The sequence below is a fragment of the Salinisphaera sp. genome (genome assembly GCF_002729955.1).
In the GTDB taxonomy this organism is placed as follows: Bacteria; Pseudomonadota; Gammaproteobacteria; order Nevskiales; family Salinisphaeraceae; genus Salinisphaera.
In genome coordinates this window covers 1-14686 of record NZ_PBYA01000021.1, presented here as the reverse complement: position 1 = coordinate 14686, position 14686 = coordinate 1, and the positions used below count along the sequence as shown (strand labels likewise).

The following is a 14686-nucleotide window of genomic DNA, read 5'->3' as shown; positions in this document are numbered from 1 at the left end:
CGTTTTTGCGTTCATTCGCGGACGAAAACCTTGGAACCAGGCATCAATCCCAGATCAGCACTTCCAAAGGCGTGGGGTTGAAGCCGCTGCAGGGGTTGTTGAGCTGGGGGCAGTTGGAGATGAGTACGACCACGTCCATTTCGGCCACCATTTCCACGTATTTGCCGGGCCCGGAGATACCGTCGTCGAAGTACAGCTCGCCGTTGGCGGTGACCGGCACGTTCATAAAAAAGTTGATGTTGTGGGCGATGTCGCGCTTGGTAATGCCGTATTCCGGATAGTTGGCGATGGCCAGCATCCAGTTGTCGCGACAGGAATGCATGTGGCGCTTTTCGAGGTCGTAGCGCACCGTGTTGGATTCGCTGGCACAGGCGCCGCCGAGTGTGTCGTGGCGGCCGCAGGTATCGGCGCTGATGGTGAGCATGACGTTGTTCAGGTTGGAGCGCAGTTCGCTGCCGGTGCTCAGATAGACCTTGCCCTGTTCGCGTACGGTATCCACCGCGCTGTAGCGCTCGGACGGATCGTTGGCGTTGAAGAACAGCGTATCGGCGGCTTCATTGCCTTCCACGTCGACGATACGAATCGTCTGGCCGGCCTTGACCGTGCCGATGTAATGATCGCCGGCGTCGATGAGCTGGCGAAAGATCGCGTTTTCTTCGCGTTGCTGGCTTGCGATGGTCATGAGTGCTCCTTGTCTTACTAGCGTTCATGCACGGGAATCGTGGAACGCTTTTTATCGTCCGCAGATCTACGCAGATCGACGCCGATATAAAAATGACGCCGGCTTTGCATACGCCGGTTTCTTATCTGCGATGATCTGCGTCGATCTGCGGATGGTTCTTTTACCGGCGAGCGATCAGGCTGCCCCGAGGTAATACAAACGGTTGTTTTCGAACCCACGTGCGTTTTCGGCGCAGTGGTTCAGGCACACGTCGTCGTCGGCCACGGGTGCAGCTTCTGCCAGCGCGATATCGACGCCCCGCTTGGGGTATTCGGCGGCCGGGTCGAGCGGATGGGGGCAGGTATGCAGGGCGACCAGCGTGTCCATTTCGAAACGCAGGGTCACCGAGTCGCCGGCCTTGCAATGGCCGGACACGAACGACAGATTGCCGTCGTCGTCGGCGGCGACCTTGGAGAACAGATTCAGGTTGGCGGCGAGATCGCGCTTGCCCAGGCCGTATTTGGCCAGTTCGATCAGGAAGCTGTCGTGGCCGGTCTGGGTACGGTCGTTGAGCGCGGCCTGAAAGCTCACCGGCTGCCAGCCTTTTTCGATGAGATGGCGTTCGTGCAGGTTGCCGCCGACCGCGTCGTGCCAGCCCAGATCGTCCTCGACGATAGAGGCGAAGATCCGCCCCATGTCCGAATACAGGCAGTTGCCGCGGGTCAGCTTGAAGGTGTGCTGACACTTCAGGCTGTCCGGCAGGTTGAGCCGCTCGAGCAGATTCTCCGGGTTGTACATGAGCATGCCGACATTGGTATCGGGCTCACTCGCGGTCAGTGTCATGGTGGTGCCACGGCGCAGACGCAGCGACCAGTGCTGGCCACCGGGCAGGTGGGTGGTATAGGCGTAGTCGCTCATGCGTACATGTCCTCCTGGATTTGCTTTGCCTGGGAAGGCGCGTCCTCGCGGTTGCGTTCCACGTCCAGGTCGTAGGTGATGGTGGCGCCATAGGCCTGGGGCGCCTGCGGGTCGTCACGCCACTTGTCGAAAACCCAGACGCGCGTACCCAGCGCGAAGGCTTCCTCGATGTCGTGGGTGATCATGAAGATGGTGAGCTGCTGTTCGCGCCAGAGCTTGCCGACCAATTCGTGCATGTCCTGACGAATGCCCGGGTCGAGCGCGCCAAAGGGTTCGTCGAGCAACAGAATGCGCGGCTTCATCATCAGCGCCTGGGCAATGGCCAGGCGTTGCTGCATGCCGCCGGACAGCTCGTGCGGATATTTGTCGAGCGCGTGCTGCAGGCCGACCTGGGTGAGCCGTTCCAGCGCCGCTTCGCGGGCCTTGCGCCGGCCGCGCCAGAACAGCTTGCCGAACAGGCGCGAGCGCGAGAGCTCTTCGGCGATGATGGTATTGCCCAGCACGGTCAGATGCGGGAAAACGGAATAGCGCTGGAACACCACGCCCCGATCCGGGCCCGGCTCGCCGGGGATGGGCTTGTCGTCCACCCGCAGCTGGCCCTTTGTGATGGATTCGGTGCCCAGCATCATTTTCAGGAACGTGGTCTTGCCACAGCCCGAGGCGCCGACGATGGTCACGAATTCGCCGGGTTCCACGCTGAAGTTGAGCCGTTCCAGCACCACGTCGTCGCCGTAGTGTTTTTCCAGCCCTTTGGCTTCTACGAGACTCATTAGGACTTCCCCTCGTCGACGTGATACCAGGGGAACGACAGGCGCGAGATCCAGAGCAGCGCCTGATCGATGATGAACGCCAGCAGGGTGATCCACGCCACATAGGGCAGGATCACGTCCATGGACAGATAGCGGCGCACCAGAAAGATGCGATAGCCCAGCCCGTCCTGGGCGGCGATGGCTTCGGCGGCGATCAGAAACAGCCAGGCGCTGCCCAGGGCCAGGCGGGTGGCCGAAATCAGCCTGGGGGTGAGCTGGGGCAGCAGCACGCGCAACATCACCTGCCAGGAGTTCGCGCCGAGCGTTTGTGCCTTGATGCGCTGTTCGTCGGGCAGCCGAAGGGCCTCGCCGGTGAGATCGCGAATCAGAAACGGCGTGATGCCGACGATGATCAGCACGATCTTGGCCAGTTCGCCGGTGCCGAAGGCGATGAACAGAATCGGCAATACCGCCAGCGGTGGAATCAGCGATACCACGGTGATCAGCGGCGAGAACGGGGCCCGAAACAATGGCAGCCCGCCGCTCAACAGACCGAAGACGAGCGCTGCGAATGCGCTGATGCCCACCCCGATGCCCAGCCGCTTCAGGCTGGCCGCGGTATCGGCCCAGAGCGGAATGCTGCCCGTGCGCACGTTCGCCTCGGTGGCCAGGCCGTGCATGGTGTCGGCCATTTTGGCCGGTGAGGGCAGCAGCCGGTCGTTGGGATTTTCGGCCAGCCGTGCGCTGGAGGCACTGAGATAGACAAAGGCGATCAGCAGAAACGGCAACAGCGCGAGTGCGACACGCGCCGGGCGTGCGGGCTTCAGGTTGATCAGGCGCTTCATGGCGGCAGTCCTTGGATTCGGCCGAAGAGGCGGCGCCCGAACTCACGGGCGCCGCGCGGGCAGCGGGCTCAGCGCGACTCGGCGTAGTCTTCGGTAAAGCTCGGCTCGAAGCGCATCATCACGTTGGACTCGTTGCCGTAAACGCCGGCCGGCGATTCGATACCGACGAAGTCCGGACCGGGGGCAGCCGGGCCCAGCAGGCCGTGTTTGTAGCTGAACTCGGCGATGCGCTGCATCGTGTCGAGCAGCTCGGCGCTGTTCATCAGCTCGGCGGCCTCGCTCGGATCGGTATACAGATGGGTGGCGGCAAGCTGCTGCTTGTAGCCGGCCACATCGGTGCCCGCCGCTTCGGCCATGGCCGCCAGCGCGTCTTCGTCGCCGTCGGCGATATGCTGCATGACCTCGTACCAGGCGCCGACCATGGCCTTACCGAAGTCCGGGTTGTCGGCCAGCGTCTGCGTGTTCACCACCAGCATGTCGAGGATTTCACGCGGGATCTCGGCCGACGTATAGACCAGGCTGCTGTTGGGCATGGCATCGATGGCCTGCAGCTGCGGGTTCCAGGTCACCACCGCGTCGACGTCGTCGTTGGCGTAGATGCCGACCATGTCCGCGTCGGTGGTGTTCACGGTCTTGATGTCGCGCTCGGTCAGGCCGACCGAATCCAGCGCACGGGCAAGGAAATAGTGGGAAACGCTGAACTGCACCAGATTGACCTGGCGGCCTTTGATATCCGCGAGCGAATCCGCGTTCTTGAGGATCACGCCGTCGTTGCCGTTCGAATAATCGTTGATGAGCAGGGCGGTGGAATCAACGCCCGAGGCCGCCGGAATGGTCAGCGTATCCATGTTGGTCATCGCACAGCCGTCGACATTGCCGGCGGTGTACTGGTTCACCGACTCGATATAGTCGTTGATCTGGACCAGTTCGACGGAAATGTCGTACTTGTCGGCCCATTTATCCATGATTCCGGAGCTCTCAGCGTAGCTCCAGGGCATCCAGCCGGCATAGATCGACCAGCACACGCGAAAGTTGTCCTTGGCCTGGGCCGCGCCCAGCGGCATGAGCGCACAGGCGACAATGGCAAGCGATGAAACAAGGCGGGACGTACGGGGCATGGCGGTCTCCAACTTCGGCGATTGACACAGGGGGTACCGGACGCAGACGAACTGCTGGGTGACCTCCCGGGCTTTTATCCCGCCGTGTAACCTGCGCCAATCTTGCGATTGGCGGTGCAGGTCGATGGCTCTCGGACCAGCCATCGGCGCTTGCATGTCGCACCGACCGGAACCCTAGCCATCCATTGGAAACTGATTGTGGGGCAGCCGATGCTGCCGATACCCGATTTACTCGTTATCGGGGTTAATGCAGGAACCTTGCCAGGTCTCTGCGACCAGGCAGAATCAGCGACTTGCGAGCGACTTCGGTCGGCAATGCCACGCCGTGCCCGTTTCAAGCCCGGTTTTGCACCCAAACGGGGCGCGACGAAGAGGCATCAGTCGCGGGAACGCTCCACGCGCAGGTGCTGGGCCCGCATATGACGGGCCAGGTCGACGAGTTCGCCGAGATTGTCCACGACCGCGTCCGGGCGGTGCGGATGGCTCACCGTGCCGGGAAAGATCTTGTCGATCCACTGCTGATCCCAGCCTGCACCGTTATAGAACACTGCCGTCACGCCGGCGCGCTTGGCGGCGATCACGTCGGTGGTGGAATCGCCCACATACCAGACGTGGTCGCCAGCACCGCGCCCCAGCTGGTCGAGCGCCTTGAGCAACAGGTGCGGATGCGGTTTTCGATGCGGTACATCGTTGCCGCAGGTCATGGCGTCGAACAGATCCTGCCAGCCGGTGCCGTCCACGATCGCAAGCTCGTGATTCATGAACTCGCGGTTGCGGTTGGAGATCAGCCCCAGGGTGATATCCAGATCGCGCAGGGCCTGCAGATTGGTGCGGGTGTCGGGCTCAAGCGGCGTAACCTCGCCCACGTACTTGCGATACGACTCGTCGAAGGCGCCGTGCGCGCGTTGCTTGGCATCCGGATTGTCGCCAAACAGCACCTCGAAGATGTCGGTCCGCGAGATCTTGCGCTCGGCGACGATGCGCGGATGCAGTGCGCGGTTGTCGCGCACGTACTTGACCAGCTTCGCATCCTCGATTGTCTTCGACTGATCGGGGGCGAGCAGATGCTCAAGCAGGCCCAGATCCTCCAGGCGTGGCAGTACATCGTCGACCGCGTGATACATCGCGTCGTGGGTGTTGACCAGCGTGGCGTGCCAGTCGATAAGGATCACGCACGGGTCGCCCGTGGGTAGCTGACGGATGCTCATACGTTCGGCCCGATAGGAGCGACGATACCGATCGAGTCGGACATCGAACGGCGTTTGTGACCGATAAGCGAGCTGATGCCGGACTTCACGCGGCGTCCGCCTGCTGTTTTTCGCGAATGAAGGCTTCCACCAGGTCGAGCAGGATGCGGGCGCTTTCGGTCTGGTAGGCGTCGATTTCGTCCTTGTCGCGGGACTGGCCGGTGAGTTCCTGTTCCTGCGGGTCTTCGCCTTCTTCGCTTTTCTCGAACGCGGCGTAGTCTTCGAAGGGTTCTTCGCCGGTCGCTTCGCGGTGGGTGTTGGCCAGACGCAGGCTCTGCTGCTTGAGGGCTTCCTGCTCCGCGCGGCGTTCTTCCAGGTTGAGCGAGACGCGGGTCTTTTCGCTCTGCTGGCGGGCCAGACGAATACGGTCGACGCGGTACTTGTAGTCCGGGTCTTTTTCCACCCGCATCTTGTGCCCGCGCTCGAGGGTGTCGAGCAGCTGCTCGATCTCATCGGAATAGGGGTAGGTGGTGGGCTTGATCCGGTCCCAGGGCAGGGCGTTGGGCAGCGCGCTTTCGCCGATCTTGCTGGGGTCGATGGCAGCCGGGAAGGTCAGGTCCGGGGTCACGCCCCGATCCTGGGTGGATTCGCCGGTCACGCGATAGAACTTGGCCTGAGTGAGCTTGATCTGGCCTTCCGAGAGCGGCATCAGCGTCTGTACCGTGCCCTTGCCGAAGGTCTGGCCGCCGAGCACGATGGCCCGACCGTAGTCCTGCAGGGCGCCGGCGACAATCTCGGAAGCCGAGGCCGACAGGCGATTGACCATCACCGCCAGAGGCCCGTCGTAGACCGGGCCGTCGTTGCGATCGCCCAGCACCTGGACGTTGCCGTCGGCATCGCGGATCTGCACGACCGGCACCGAGTTCATGAACAGCCCGGTCAGCTTCATGGCCTCGCCGAGTGCACCGCCGCCGTTGTTGCGCAGGTCGAGCACGATGCCGGCGAGGTCTTCGTTCTTCTTGAGTTCGACCACCAGCTTCTTAACATCCTTGGCGGTGCCGTTATAGAACGAGGGCAGGGTGATCAGGCCCACGTCCACGGTCTGGCCGCCCCGTTCGAGCTGGATGATCTGCTTGCGCGCGGCCTGGTCCTTGAGCTCGATCTTGTCGCGTACCAGCGTCACCGTCTTGGTCTGGCTGCCGTCCTGCGACGAGATTTGCAGGCGCACGGTGCTGCCCTTCTCGCCACGGATGAGCTGTACCGTTTCGTCCAGACGCATGCCCACGACGTCGGTGAACTCGCCGTCTTCGCCCTGGCCCACGGCGATGATCTGGTCGGTGGGCTTGAGCTTGCCCGACTTCGCCGCCGGCCCGCCGGGAATCAGGCGCACCAGTTCGGCATAGCCGTTCTTGGAGCGCAGTTCGGCACCAATGCCCTGCAGCTGCAGGTTCATGTCGATATTGAAATCTTCCGAACGCCGCGGCGAGAAGTAATCGGTATGCGGATCGTAGCTGTGCGTGTAGGCGTCCATATAGGCCGAGAACGCATCCATCGGCTCGGTCTGGCGCAGCTGCTTGAGCTCGTTGGAGTAACGCTGGGTCAGACGTTTCTCCACCTCCTCTTCGTCAAGATCGTTGAGCTTGAGGTTGATCAACTGATTCTCGAGCTGCTGGGTCCACAGCGCTTCACGCGCGGCGGCATCGGCCGGCCAGGGCGCGCTCTCGCGGTCGATATCGAAGCTTTCGTCGTCGCTGATATCGAAGCTGTCGATGCCCTGCGAAATACGCTCCAGCGCCCATTGGTCGATCTGGATACGCCGCTTCTGATAGGTGTTGTAGATATCGAAGGCCGCCCGGGTCTGGCCTTCCTTGAGCTCGTCATCCAGCGCGTGCTCGTATTTGTCGCGCAGGCGATCGATATCCGATTGCAAAAACACCCCGCGGGTGCCGTCGAGCTCGTCGAGATAGGCGTTGAAGAACTTCTCGGAAAATTCGTCGTCGAGTTCGACCTTGTTGTAGTGATTCTGCTGCAGCTGCTTGACGATTTCGCGGTCGATCTTGGCCTGGTTATCGTCAGGCACCAGCGGCGAATAGCCCTCGGCGGCGCCACCGCCCGCGTCGGGTACCGGCTCCGGATCGGCCGGTGAATCGGCCGCGCAGCCGGTCTGCGCGAACACGAACAGGGCAATCAGGAAAAGCAGGGCAAGCTTGCGCATGAAGGAACTCATTGATTGGCCGGAGTCGGCGGCATAATCTGCCTGCATGGCGCCCAGGGCGGCCGCAGGCTTAAACAGTTATCGCCATTGTCCCCATTATGGCGTATCGCTTTCACGATACACGAATTATTCGTGATGACCGGCACCAAACAGGGGACGTACGGGCCATCTTTGCGTCGGTATCGGTGCATGCCGGTGTCATATTCGCGATCACAAACCGGTTTGTGGTGCCATGGCCCGCCGAGGTCGAGAATGACGGGCGATCGGCTGAACACGCGGCGATAACCGATATTTCACTCATGGAATCATGCCCGTGCGCGCGGGTAGGGTGCAATGCCGATATGATCTCGACGCCGGCACATGGCACCCAGGCCTCGATCAACCCCAGACCAGACGCAGCGCCGGAAATAGCAGAATCAGGGCCAGGGCGCGTGCAAAAGTCTTCTGGTTGATCCGGTAGTGCAGCCGGTTGCCCACCAGCAGGCCCAGCGCGATCCCCGGCACGGTCAAAAGCGCCATCAGCGCCAGTTCGCCGGTGAGCAGGCCAAGCTGATAGTAGACGATGTTCTGGGTGATGGTGCCGCAGAAGAAGGCGAGCGTGAGCACCGAGCGGGCGATCTGCTTGGGATAGCGCAGGCTCACGTAGATCAAAAGCGGGATGGGGGATACGCCCACCGCGCCCACGATCACCCCGGCTGCCGCACCGCTACCGAACAAAAAACCGCCCTCGCGGACCGAGCGCGGCGGTGCCTGTTCCGGGGTGGGCGTGCGCCAGAGCATAAGGGCGACGTATACGAGTATGGCCATGCCCAGCCCGCGGCGTAGCAGCTCGGCCGGTAGAATCGCGAGCAGCTGGCCGCCCACGATAATGCCCAGCGACAGGCCGAGCGCGGCCACGGGCCCGCGGTGCCAGTCCATTTCGTGGCGGGTCAGCCAGGTGAGCATCAGGTTGGGCACAAGTACGAGCATGGCCACCGTCGCGACCACGTCGCGAAACGGAAACAGCATCACCAGCAGCGAGGCGGTGAGCGTACCCGAGCCAAAGCCGGTCATGCCCTGGGCACAGGCACCGGCGAATGCGGCGAGGTTGAACAACAGAATCTGCACGGCCTTCCCGGTCTGGCGCCGGCTATACCGGCCCTGATCTGCGCCGCCATCCGGCGCGGCGCGTGGCAGGGTATATGTTTGCCGCGCGCGCGTCGTCCCCGATGTGTCACGGTTGCGCGTCGCGGCGGGGCGACGGCATGCCGCGGCCAGCGTATGAGCGCTGCGAACGTCTAGAATACGATGGTTGAATTTCGCCCGGGATCGTCGGATTGCGCTGGCACCGTCTCCAATACCTGCTCGCCTTCGAGCGCTTTGCCGATGCACTGCGCGTGTTTGCCGCGCTCGCCGGGGTGATGCTCTATGCCGGGCTGGGCGACAATGTCCACGAGCTGATTCCCCTCATGCTCGGCGTGATCGCGGCCGCGATCGCGGAGACTGACGATAGCTGGCGCCGCCGCGCGAGCGCCCTGGCCGTGACGTTGCTTTGTTTTGCGGCCGCCGCGCTGCTGGTACAGCTGCTGTTCGAGCGTACGCTGGTATTCGGCGTTGCCCTGGCGCTGGGGCCGTTCGTGCTCGTGATGATGGGCGCGGCCAGCCCGCGCTATGCCACCATCAGCAACGCGACGTTACTGCTGGCCGTCTACGGCATGATCGGGCGCGACCAGCATCCCGTGGCCGACACCTTCTGGCGCCAACCGGCGCTGCTGGTGGCCGGCGCCGGCTGGTACGGAGTGTTGTCGCTGGTCTGGAACGCGGTGTTCGTACATCGGCCGGTACGCCATGCCCTGGCCCGACTCTACGAGGCGCTCGGCGACTATCTGGACTGCAAGGCCCGCCTGTTCGAACCCAGCCGCGGTCTGGATATCGTGGCCTGTCGCAACGCGCTCGCCCATGCCAATGCGGCCGTCGTGGCCGCCCTCAACGAGGTTCGTCTCGCATTGATCGACCGCCTCGACGGGCGTCGCTCACGCTCGGCCATGAACGAGAATCTGCGCCTGTATCTGGCCGCACAGGATATTCACGAACGCGCGGCCTCCTCGCATCATCCCTATGCCCGTCTGACCCATGCCTTCTTTCACAGCGACCTGATGTTTCGGGCACAGCGATTGGTCATGGCCGTGGCCGGCGCCTGTCGCGAGCGCGCGGCCGGGCTGCGCTACCAACCCACCCGCGGCTTTTCGGCGGTGAATACGGCGCGTCGCGAATTCGATGCCGCGCTTGCCTATCAGCGCGCGCGTGAAAACGCGCCGGGCCGCGAGCTGCTTGGCGTGGTCGAGGAACTGGCCGACAACCTCGATTCGCTGGCCGAGCGTGTGGCCACCGCCAAGGCGCCGGTCGAGCAGGCCGAAGAGCAGCGGCTGCAGAATCCGGCCCCGGCCAGCCTGGCCGAAGGGTTGCGCCGTATTGCGGTGGAACTCACCCCCGCCTCGGCGCGTTTTCGCCACGGCCTGCGCCTGGGGCTGGCGATGCTCGTGGGCTATGCCGTGCTCAAGATCGTGCACCCGGAGCAGGGCTACTGGATTCTTCTGACCGTGATGCTGGTGTGCCAGCCCGATTACGGCGCGACCCGCAAGCGTGCCATCCAGCGTGTGAGCGGCACGGTGTTCGGCCTGGTGGTCGGCTGGGCGCTGCTCAAGCTTTTCCCGGGCACCGAAATCCAGCTGCTGCTGACCATTGCCGCCGGGGTCACGTTTTTCGCCACTCGTTTTCGGCGCTATGTGGTGGCCGCGGCGGCCATCAGCGTGCTCGTGTTGCTGGCCTTCAACCAGGTCGGCAACGGCTTCGACCTGATCGTGCCGCGCCTGCTGGATACCCTGATCGGCGGCGCGATCGCATTTGCGGCCATGCGGCTGGTGCTGCCGGACTGGCGTTCGCGCGAACTGCACCAGCGCCTGGCCGATGCGCTGGCTGCCAATGGCCGCTATCTGCGCGCGATCTTCGTTCAGTATCGCCACGGCAAACGTGACGACCTGGACTATCGTATTGCCCGTCGCGATGCGCACAACGCAGACGCAGCCGTAAGCACCCACGTCTCATCTGCGCTCAAGGACCCGCACGGCGCGCGTGCCGACAGCAAGCAGTCGCTGGCCGTGCTGGCCTGTGCGCAGACGCTGATCGCGCATCTGTCCACGCTGGGCGCCCACCGCCAGGTGCTGCCGGCGCATGCGGGCAACACACTGCTCGAACAGGTGGCCGCCTATATCGCCGATACGCTGGAAGAGGCCGGGCATGCGCTCGTGCGCGGTGAACCCATGCCGGTGGACAGCGAACACGAACACAGCCTTCGGGATGCGCTCACCGCCATGCCGCTGGACAATATTGAGCCCCAGCGGCTGATCCGCGGCCAGCTCGCCCAACTGCTCGACGAGCTGCCGCGGCTGCGGCGGGTGGGTCAGGCGCTGGTACGTTAGCGGCGTGCTGACTATGGCCGAAGTTCAGTATGCAGCTTGAGCACACGCCCACTGGCCTTCGAGCGACCGCGCTTTTGCCTTGTTCGTGGTTCTTCGCGTTGGGGCAATCTGCCTGATCGAGAACAGCCCGCTGCGTTGAATACCTTGATCAAGAAGCGGTTTATCCGCAGATTGCGTCGATTACGCAGATGTATCGATTCGGCCGTGTCGGTTGACGTACGCCATCGGCGCGTCGGCTTCGCTGGCATTAGCGGTAAGGAAAAGTCCGCAGATCGACGCAGATCACGCAGATCGAAGACGGGGCTTCGTGGCCGTTCGACGCATCTGCGGCGCTTGTTCATCTTCATCTGCGCAATCCGCGCAATCTGTGGTTGCTCTTGAAGAACGAAGCCACATCGAGGTTGATCACGGGAATCGCAATATCGGCGCCCATCTGCCGGCGGCCGTGATCGTACGGCGCGAAAAAAAGCTCACCTGCGCTCTTTTGTCTTATTCGCGTTTCTTCGCGTTCATTTGCGGACCACCGGTCTGCTCGATGGCAACCCGCTGCGTTTCATACATGATCAAGAGCGGCGTTCGTCGTCGCCCGGCAGCGGCAGCTGGGCGATATGAAATTCGCGGGCGACCTTGATCGTCGGGCGCAGCAGGAAATGCACCGAGCCGAGTGTGAAGCACCAGGTTGCGGCGATCATCAGGCTTTCATAGAAGAACATCACCGAACCGACCAGAAAATACAGCGCCGCCAGAAAGTCGTTGAGGGTATAAAGCTTTTCGTAGCGGCCGTAGACCCGGCGTTCCTTGTGGGTGGCGGCGTGTTTGGGTTCGAACATGGCGGCCATGAATCGCTTCCTTTATGCGGGGGTGAAAACTCAAAACATAGCCGAACTGCGCCAGCGCTCACCAGCGCAGCGCCACGCCGGACCCGCCGAATAACCGGCCGTGGCCCGGCGTGGCGTCTCGATCAGGCCGGTACGCCACCCAGGCAGTAATACTTGGTTTCCAGATATTCCTGCATGCCGGCATGCGCGCCTTCGCGGCCCAGCCCGGATTGCTTCATGCCGCCGAAGGGCACGTGCGGGCCGGTAATGTCCATGGTGTTCACGCCTACCATGCCGTAGTCGAGGGCGCGCATGAACTTGCGGATCCGGGCGTCCGAATGGGTATGCACATAGGCCGCCAGCCCGTACTCGGTATCGTTGGCCTGGGCGATCACGTCGTCGTCGTCATCGAAGGCACAGACCGCCGCCAGCGGCGCGAAGGCCTCCTCGGAGAAGATACGCATCTCGGGGGTGATATCGGCCAGTAACGTCGGCATGAAGTAGCGCGTGCCCGGCGCTTCGGCCTGGGCACGACCGATCACGCGTGCGCCCCTGCTTTCGGCATCGTCGGCCAGGGCCTGTGCCTTCTCGACCGCACGCTCGTGGATGAGCGGCCCGATTTCGGTCGCTTCGTCAGCGCCGTTGCCCACCGTCATTGCGTTCATGCGTTCGGCAAAGCGGGCCACGAAGTCGTCGTACAAGGTGCGGTGCACGAATATGCGGTTGGCAGCCACACAGTCCTGACCGCTGGTCTGAAACTTCGCGGCCACGGCCGAGTCCACCGCGCTGTCCAGATCCGCGTCTTCGCAGACGATGAACGGCGCGTTGCCGCCGAGTTCCATGGACATGCGTTTGACCGTGGCCGCGCCGTCGCGCAACAGCTGACGCCCGATCGGCGTGGAACCGGTGAACGACAGCGCACGCACGCGGCTGTCGTCGCACATGGCCCGAGAGACGCGCTCCGCGTCCCCGGTCACGACGTTGAATTCGCCGTCGTCGAGGCCTGCCTGTTCGGCCAGGGCGGCCAGGGCGAGCGCCGAAAACGGGGTTTCGCTGGCCGGTTTGACCACCACGGTACAGCCGGCGGCCAGCGCCGCGGCGGCCTTGCGCGTGATCATTGCCAACGGGAAGTTCCAGGGCGTGATCACGCCCACCACGCCCACCGGTTCCTCGACCGTACCCAGCGCCATATCCGCGTTTTCGGCCGGGATGTTCACCCCGTTGCTGCGCCGGCCCTCTTCGGCAAACCAGCGAATGAAGCTGGCCGCATAATCGACTTCGCCGCGGGCTTCGGCGATCGGCTTGCCCTGCTCGCGGGTCATCAGCTGCGCCAGGGCTTCGCGGTTTTGCTGCATGCCGTCGTACCAGGCCAGCAGCTTGTCGCCGCGGGTGGTCACAGCCGTTTCGCGCCAGCGCCTGAACGCCGCATCGGCGGCGTCGATGGCCCCCTGCAGACGCGCCGGCTCAAGATCCGGGATATGGCCGATGGTTTCGCCGGTGGCCGGGTTGTCCACGGCGCGGCGGGCGTGTTCCGCGGCATCGATCCAGCGGCCGCCGACATAGGCTTGTTCGCGAAAGAGTTCGGTTTGGCTGTCCGTCATGGCTGTGCCTCGATATTCGTGCAATGCCCTCGACCTTGGGGCGCAAGAAGGCCGTGTCAACCAGGTGGCGAAGGTTCCAGCGGTCGGCGTGCCGGATTCGATCGGCGGCCACGGCGCGGGTACTATGGTCGGTCTGTGAACGATCGATTCGCAGGGTTAGATCATCGCGAGTCACGACATGCACGAACCACGGCCGCCCGGTGCGAATACGGGCGCAGCTGCTGCGAATTCCCTGAAGGCGACGCTGGTCGAGCTGTTCGCCCACTCCGAACACGCGGTGCTGTGTGCCGACGGTAGCCGGCGAATCTGTTTTGCCAACGCGGCCGCATTGGCGCTGTTCGGCGGCTCGGAAGACGAGCTGATCGGCCGCAAGGCAAGCGATTTGTATGCCGAGGCCGAGCAAACGGCCTCGGACGGCGCGTGCCAGCAGACCAGCGCGGATACGGGGCAGGGCTATATCCGTTGGCTCGGGCATCGCCGTCGCTGCGACGGCGCCACGTTTGCCGGCCAGACCCTGATTGCCACCCTGCGTGATCCGCGCGACGGCGGCCTGGCCTATCTCGAATTCGTGCACGAAGTGAGCGCCTTGGCGGGTCAGACACAGGTGCTGCATGCGCTGCGCGGCATCATGTTCGATTCGGCGCTGACGTTCGAGGCGCGCCGTCGGGCGCTGCTCGAATTCGGCTGCGAGCACTTCGGCCTGGCCTGCGGCGCGATCAGCGAACAGGATGGCGATGAACTGGTCGTGGTTGCGGCGGTCGGCTCTGAGCCCGGTCTGCAGGTCGGGCAAGCCTTCAATCGTGGCGACACCTACTGCGACCATACGCTGGCCCAGAACGCGGCGTTCCGTCGCGACGGGCTGACCTGCGAACGCATGCCGCCACGGGCTTATGCCGGTCGTCTCGAGCTGAGTCGCTATATCGGCTGCCCGGTTCTGGTCGGCACGGCTTGCCACGGCACCCTCTGGTTCGCAGATCGCGAGGCGGACGGGCTGTTCAGTCAGGCCGATCTTGATCTCATCGCCGTGCTGGCACGCTGCGTGGGCGAGGAGATCGAGATGGAGCGCTGTATCGGCTCGCTCCGGCAGGCGCAGGATCGGCTGGGCCACACTGGCGG

12 protein-coding genes and 1 riboswitch are annotated in these 14686 nt (G+C 63.6%); of the genes, 2 read left to right on the top strand and 10 right to left on the bottom strand.

The annotated features are described in order from the left end of the window. Nucleotides 1-43 precede the first annotated feature (43 nt). The 8 genes from CMN27_RS05535 to CMN27_RS05500 all read right to left on the bottom strand — a co-directional run bounded on the left by CMN27_RS05535 (nt 44) and on the right by CMN27_RS05500 (nt 8800). Nucleotides 44-682 carry an urea amidolyase associated protein UAAP2 gene (locus CMN27_RS05535; RefSeq protein ID WP_293624714.1) on the bottom strand — a complete coding sequence of 213 codons (639 nt, stop codon included), beginning with the start codon at nt 680-682 and terminating at the stop codon, nt 44-46. A gap of 174 nt (nt 683-856) precedes the next feature. Continuing rightward, nucleotides 857-1579 carry an urea amidolyase associated protein UAAP1 gene (locus tag CMN27_RS05530; protein ID WP_293624712.1) on the bottom strand — a complete coding sequence of 241 codons (723 nt, stop codon included), beginning with the start codon at nt 1577-1579 and terminating at the stop codon, nt 857-859. After that, a complete protein-coding gene (locus CMN27_RS05525) occupies nt 1576-2349 on the bottom strand; it encodes an ABC transporter ATP-binding protein (RefSeq protein WP_293624710.1) in 774 nt (257 codons plus the stop codon). Before CMN27_RS05525 ends, CMN27_RS05530 begins: the two co-directional genes overlap by 4 nt. Beyond that, nucleotides 2349-3173: an ABC transporter permease subunit gene (locus tag CMN27_RS05520; RefSeq protein WP_293624708.1), complete on the bottom strand. Its 825-nt coding sequence runs from the start codon at nt 3171-3173 to the stop codon at nt 2349-2351. The genes CMN27_RS05525 and CMN27_RS05520 overlap by 1 nt, the downstream gene beginning before the upstream one ends. Nucleotides 3174-3241: 68 nt before the next feature. Beyond that, nucleotides 3242-4291, bottom strand: a complete 1050-nt coding sequence (locus CMN27_RS05515; RefSeq protein ID WP_293624706.1) for a putative urea ABC transporter substrate-binding protein — start codon at nt 4289-4291, stop codon at nt 3242-3244. Nucleotides 4292-4352: 61 nt separating this feature from the next. After that, a riboswitch (guanidine-I (ykkC/yxkD leader) is annotated at nt 4353-4480 on the bottom strand. A 188-nt stretch (nt 4481-4668) separates the two neighbouring features. Then, a complete protein-coding gene (locus tag CMN27_RS05510; protein ID WP_293624704.1) occupies nt 4669-5499 on the bottom strand; it encodes an HAD-IA family hydrolase in 831 nt (276 codons plus the stop codon). An 85-nt stretch (nt 5500-5584) separates the two neighbouring features. Continuing rightward, entirely contained in the window at nt 5585-7693 is a 2109-nt protein-coding gene (locus tag CMN27_RS05505) for a carboxy terminal-processing peptidase (protein WP_293624702.1), read from the bottom strand. 378 nt (nt 7694-8071) lie between these two features. Next, a complete protein-coding gene (locus tag CMN27_RS05500) occupies nt 8072-8800 on the bottom strand; it encodes a sulfite exporter TauE/SafE family protein (RefSeq protein WP_293624700.1) in 729 nt (242 codons plus the stop codon). A gap of 209 nt (nt 8801-9009) precedes the next feature. Here CMN27_RS05500 and yccS point away from each other — a divergent pair, with 209 nt between their 5' ends. Then, the gene (yccS, locus tag CMN27_RS05495) at nt 9010-11151 is read left to right on the top strand and encodes a YccS family putative transporter (RefSeq protein ID WP_293624698.1); all 2142 of its coding nucleotides are present in this window, start codon (nt 9010-9012) and stop codon (nt 11149-11151) included. Nucleotides 11152-11714: 563 nt separating this feature from the next. Here yccS and CMN27_RS05490 read toward each other — a convergent pair. Beyond that, the gene (locus CMN27_RS05490; protein WP_293624696.1) at nt 11715-11990 is read right to left on the bottom strand and encodes a YrhK family protein; all 276 of its coding nucleotides are present in this window, start codon (nt 11988-11990) and stop codon (nt 11715-11717) included. Between the two features lie 122 nt (nt 11991-12112). Next, entirely contained in the window at nt 12113-13570 is a 1458-nt protein-coding gene (locus CMN27_RS05485; protein WP_293624694.1) for an NAD-dependent succinate-semialdehyde dehydrogenase, read from the bottom strand. A gap of 178 nt (nt 13571-13748) precedes the next feature. Here CMN27_RS05485 and CMN27_RS05480 point away from each other — a divergent pair. Next, on the top strand, nt 13749-14686 hold a 938-nt coding region (locus CMN27_RS05480; protein WP_293624692.1), incomplete at its 3' end, for a GAF domain-containing protein.

Excerpts from the sequence above, each read along its gene's own strand:
- CMN27_RS05535 (WP_293624714.1), bottom strand. The coding sequence starts at position 682 with ATGACCATCGCAAGCCAGCAACGCGAAGAAAACGCGATCTTTCGCCAG.
- CMN27_RS05530 (WP_293624712.1), bottom strand. The coding sequence starts at position 1,579 with ATGAGCGACTACGCCTATACCACCCACCTGCCCGGTGGCCAGCACTGG.
- CMN27_RS05525 (WP_293624710.1), bottom strand. The coding sequence starts at position 2,349 with ATGAGTCTCGTAGAAGCCAAAGGGCTGGAAAAACACTACGGCGACGAC.
- CMN27_RS05520 (WP_293624708.1), bottom strand. The coding sequence starts at position 3,173 with ATGAAGCGCCTGATCAACCTGAAGCCCGCACGCCCGGCGCGTGTCGCA.
- CMN27_RS05515 (WP_293624706.1), bottom strand. The coding sequence starts at position 4,291 with ATGCCCCGTACGTCCCGCCTTGTTTCATCGCTTGCCATTGTCGCCTGT.
- CMN27_RS05510 (WP_293624704.1), bottom strand. The coding sequence starts at position 5,499 with ATGAGCATCCGTCAGCTACCCACGGGCGACCCGTGCGTGATCCTTATC.
- CMN27_RS05505 (WP_293624702.1), bottom strand. The coding sequence starts at position 7,693 with ATGCGCAAGCTTGCCCTGCTTTTCCTGATTGCCCTGTTCGTGTTCGCG.
- CMN27_RS05490 (WP_293624696.1), bottom strand. The coding sequence starts at position 11,990 with ATGGCCGCCATGTTCGAACCCAAACACGCCGCCACCCACAAGGAACGC.
- CMN27_RS05485 (WP_293624694.1), bottom strand. The coding sequence starts at position 13,570 with ATGACGGACAGCCAAACCGAACTCTTTCGCGAACAAGCCTATGTCGGC.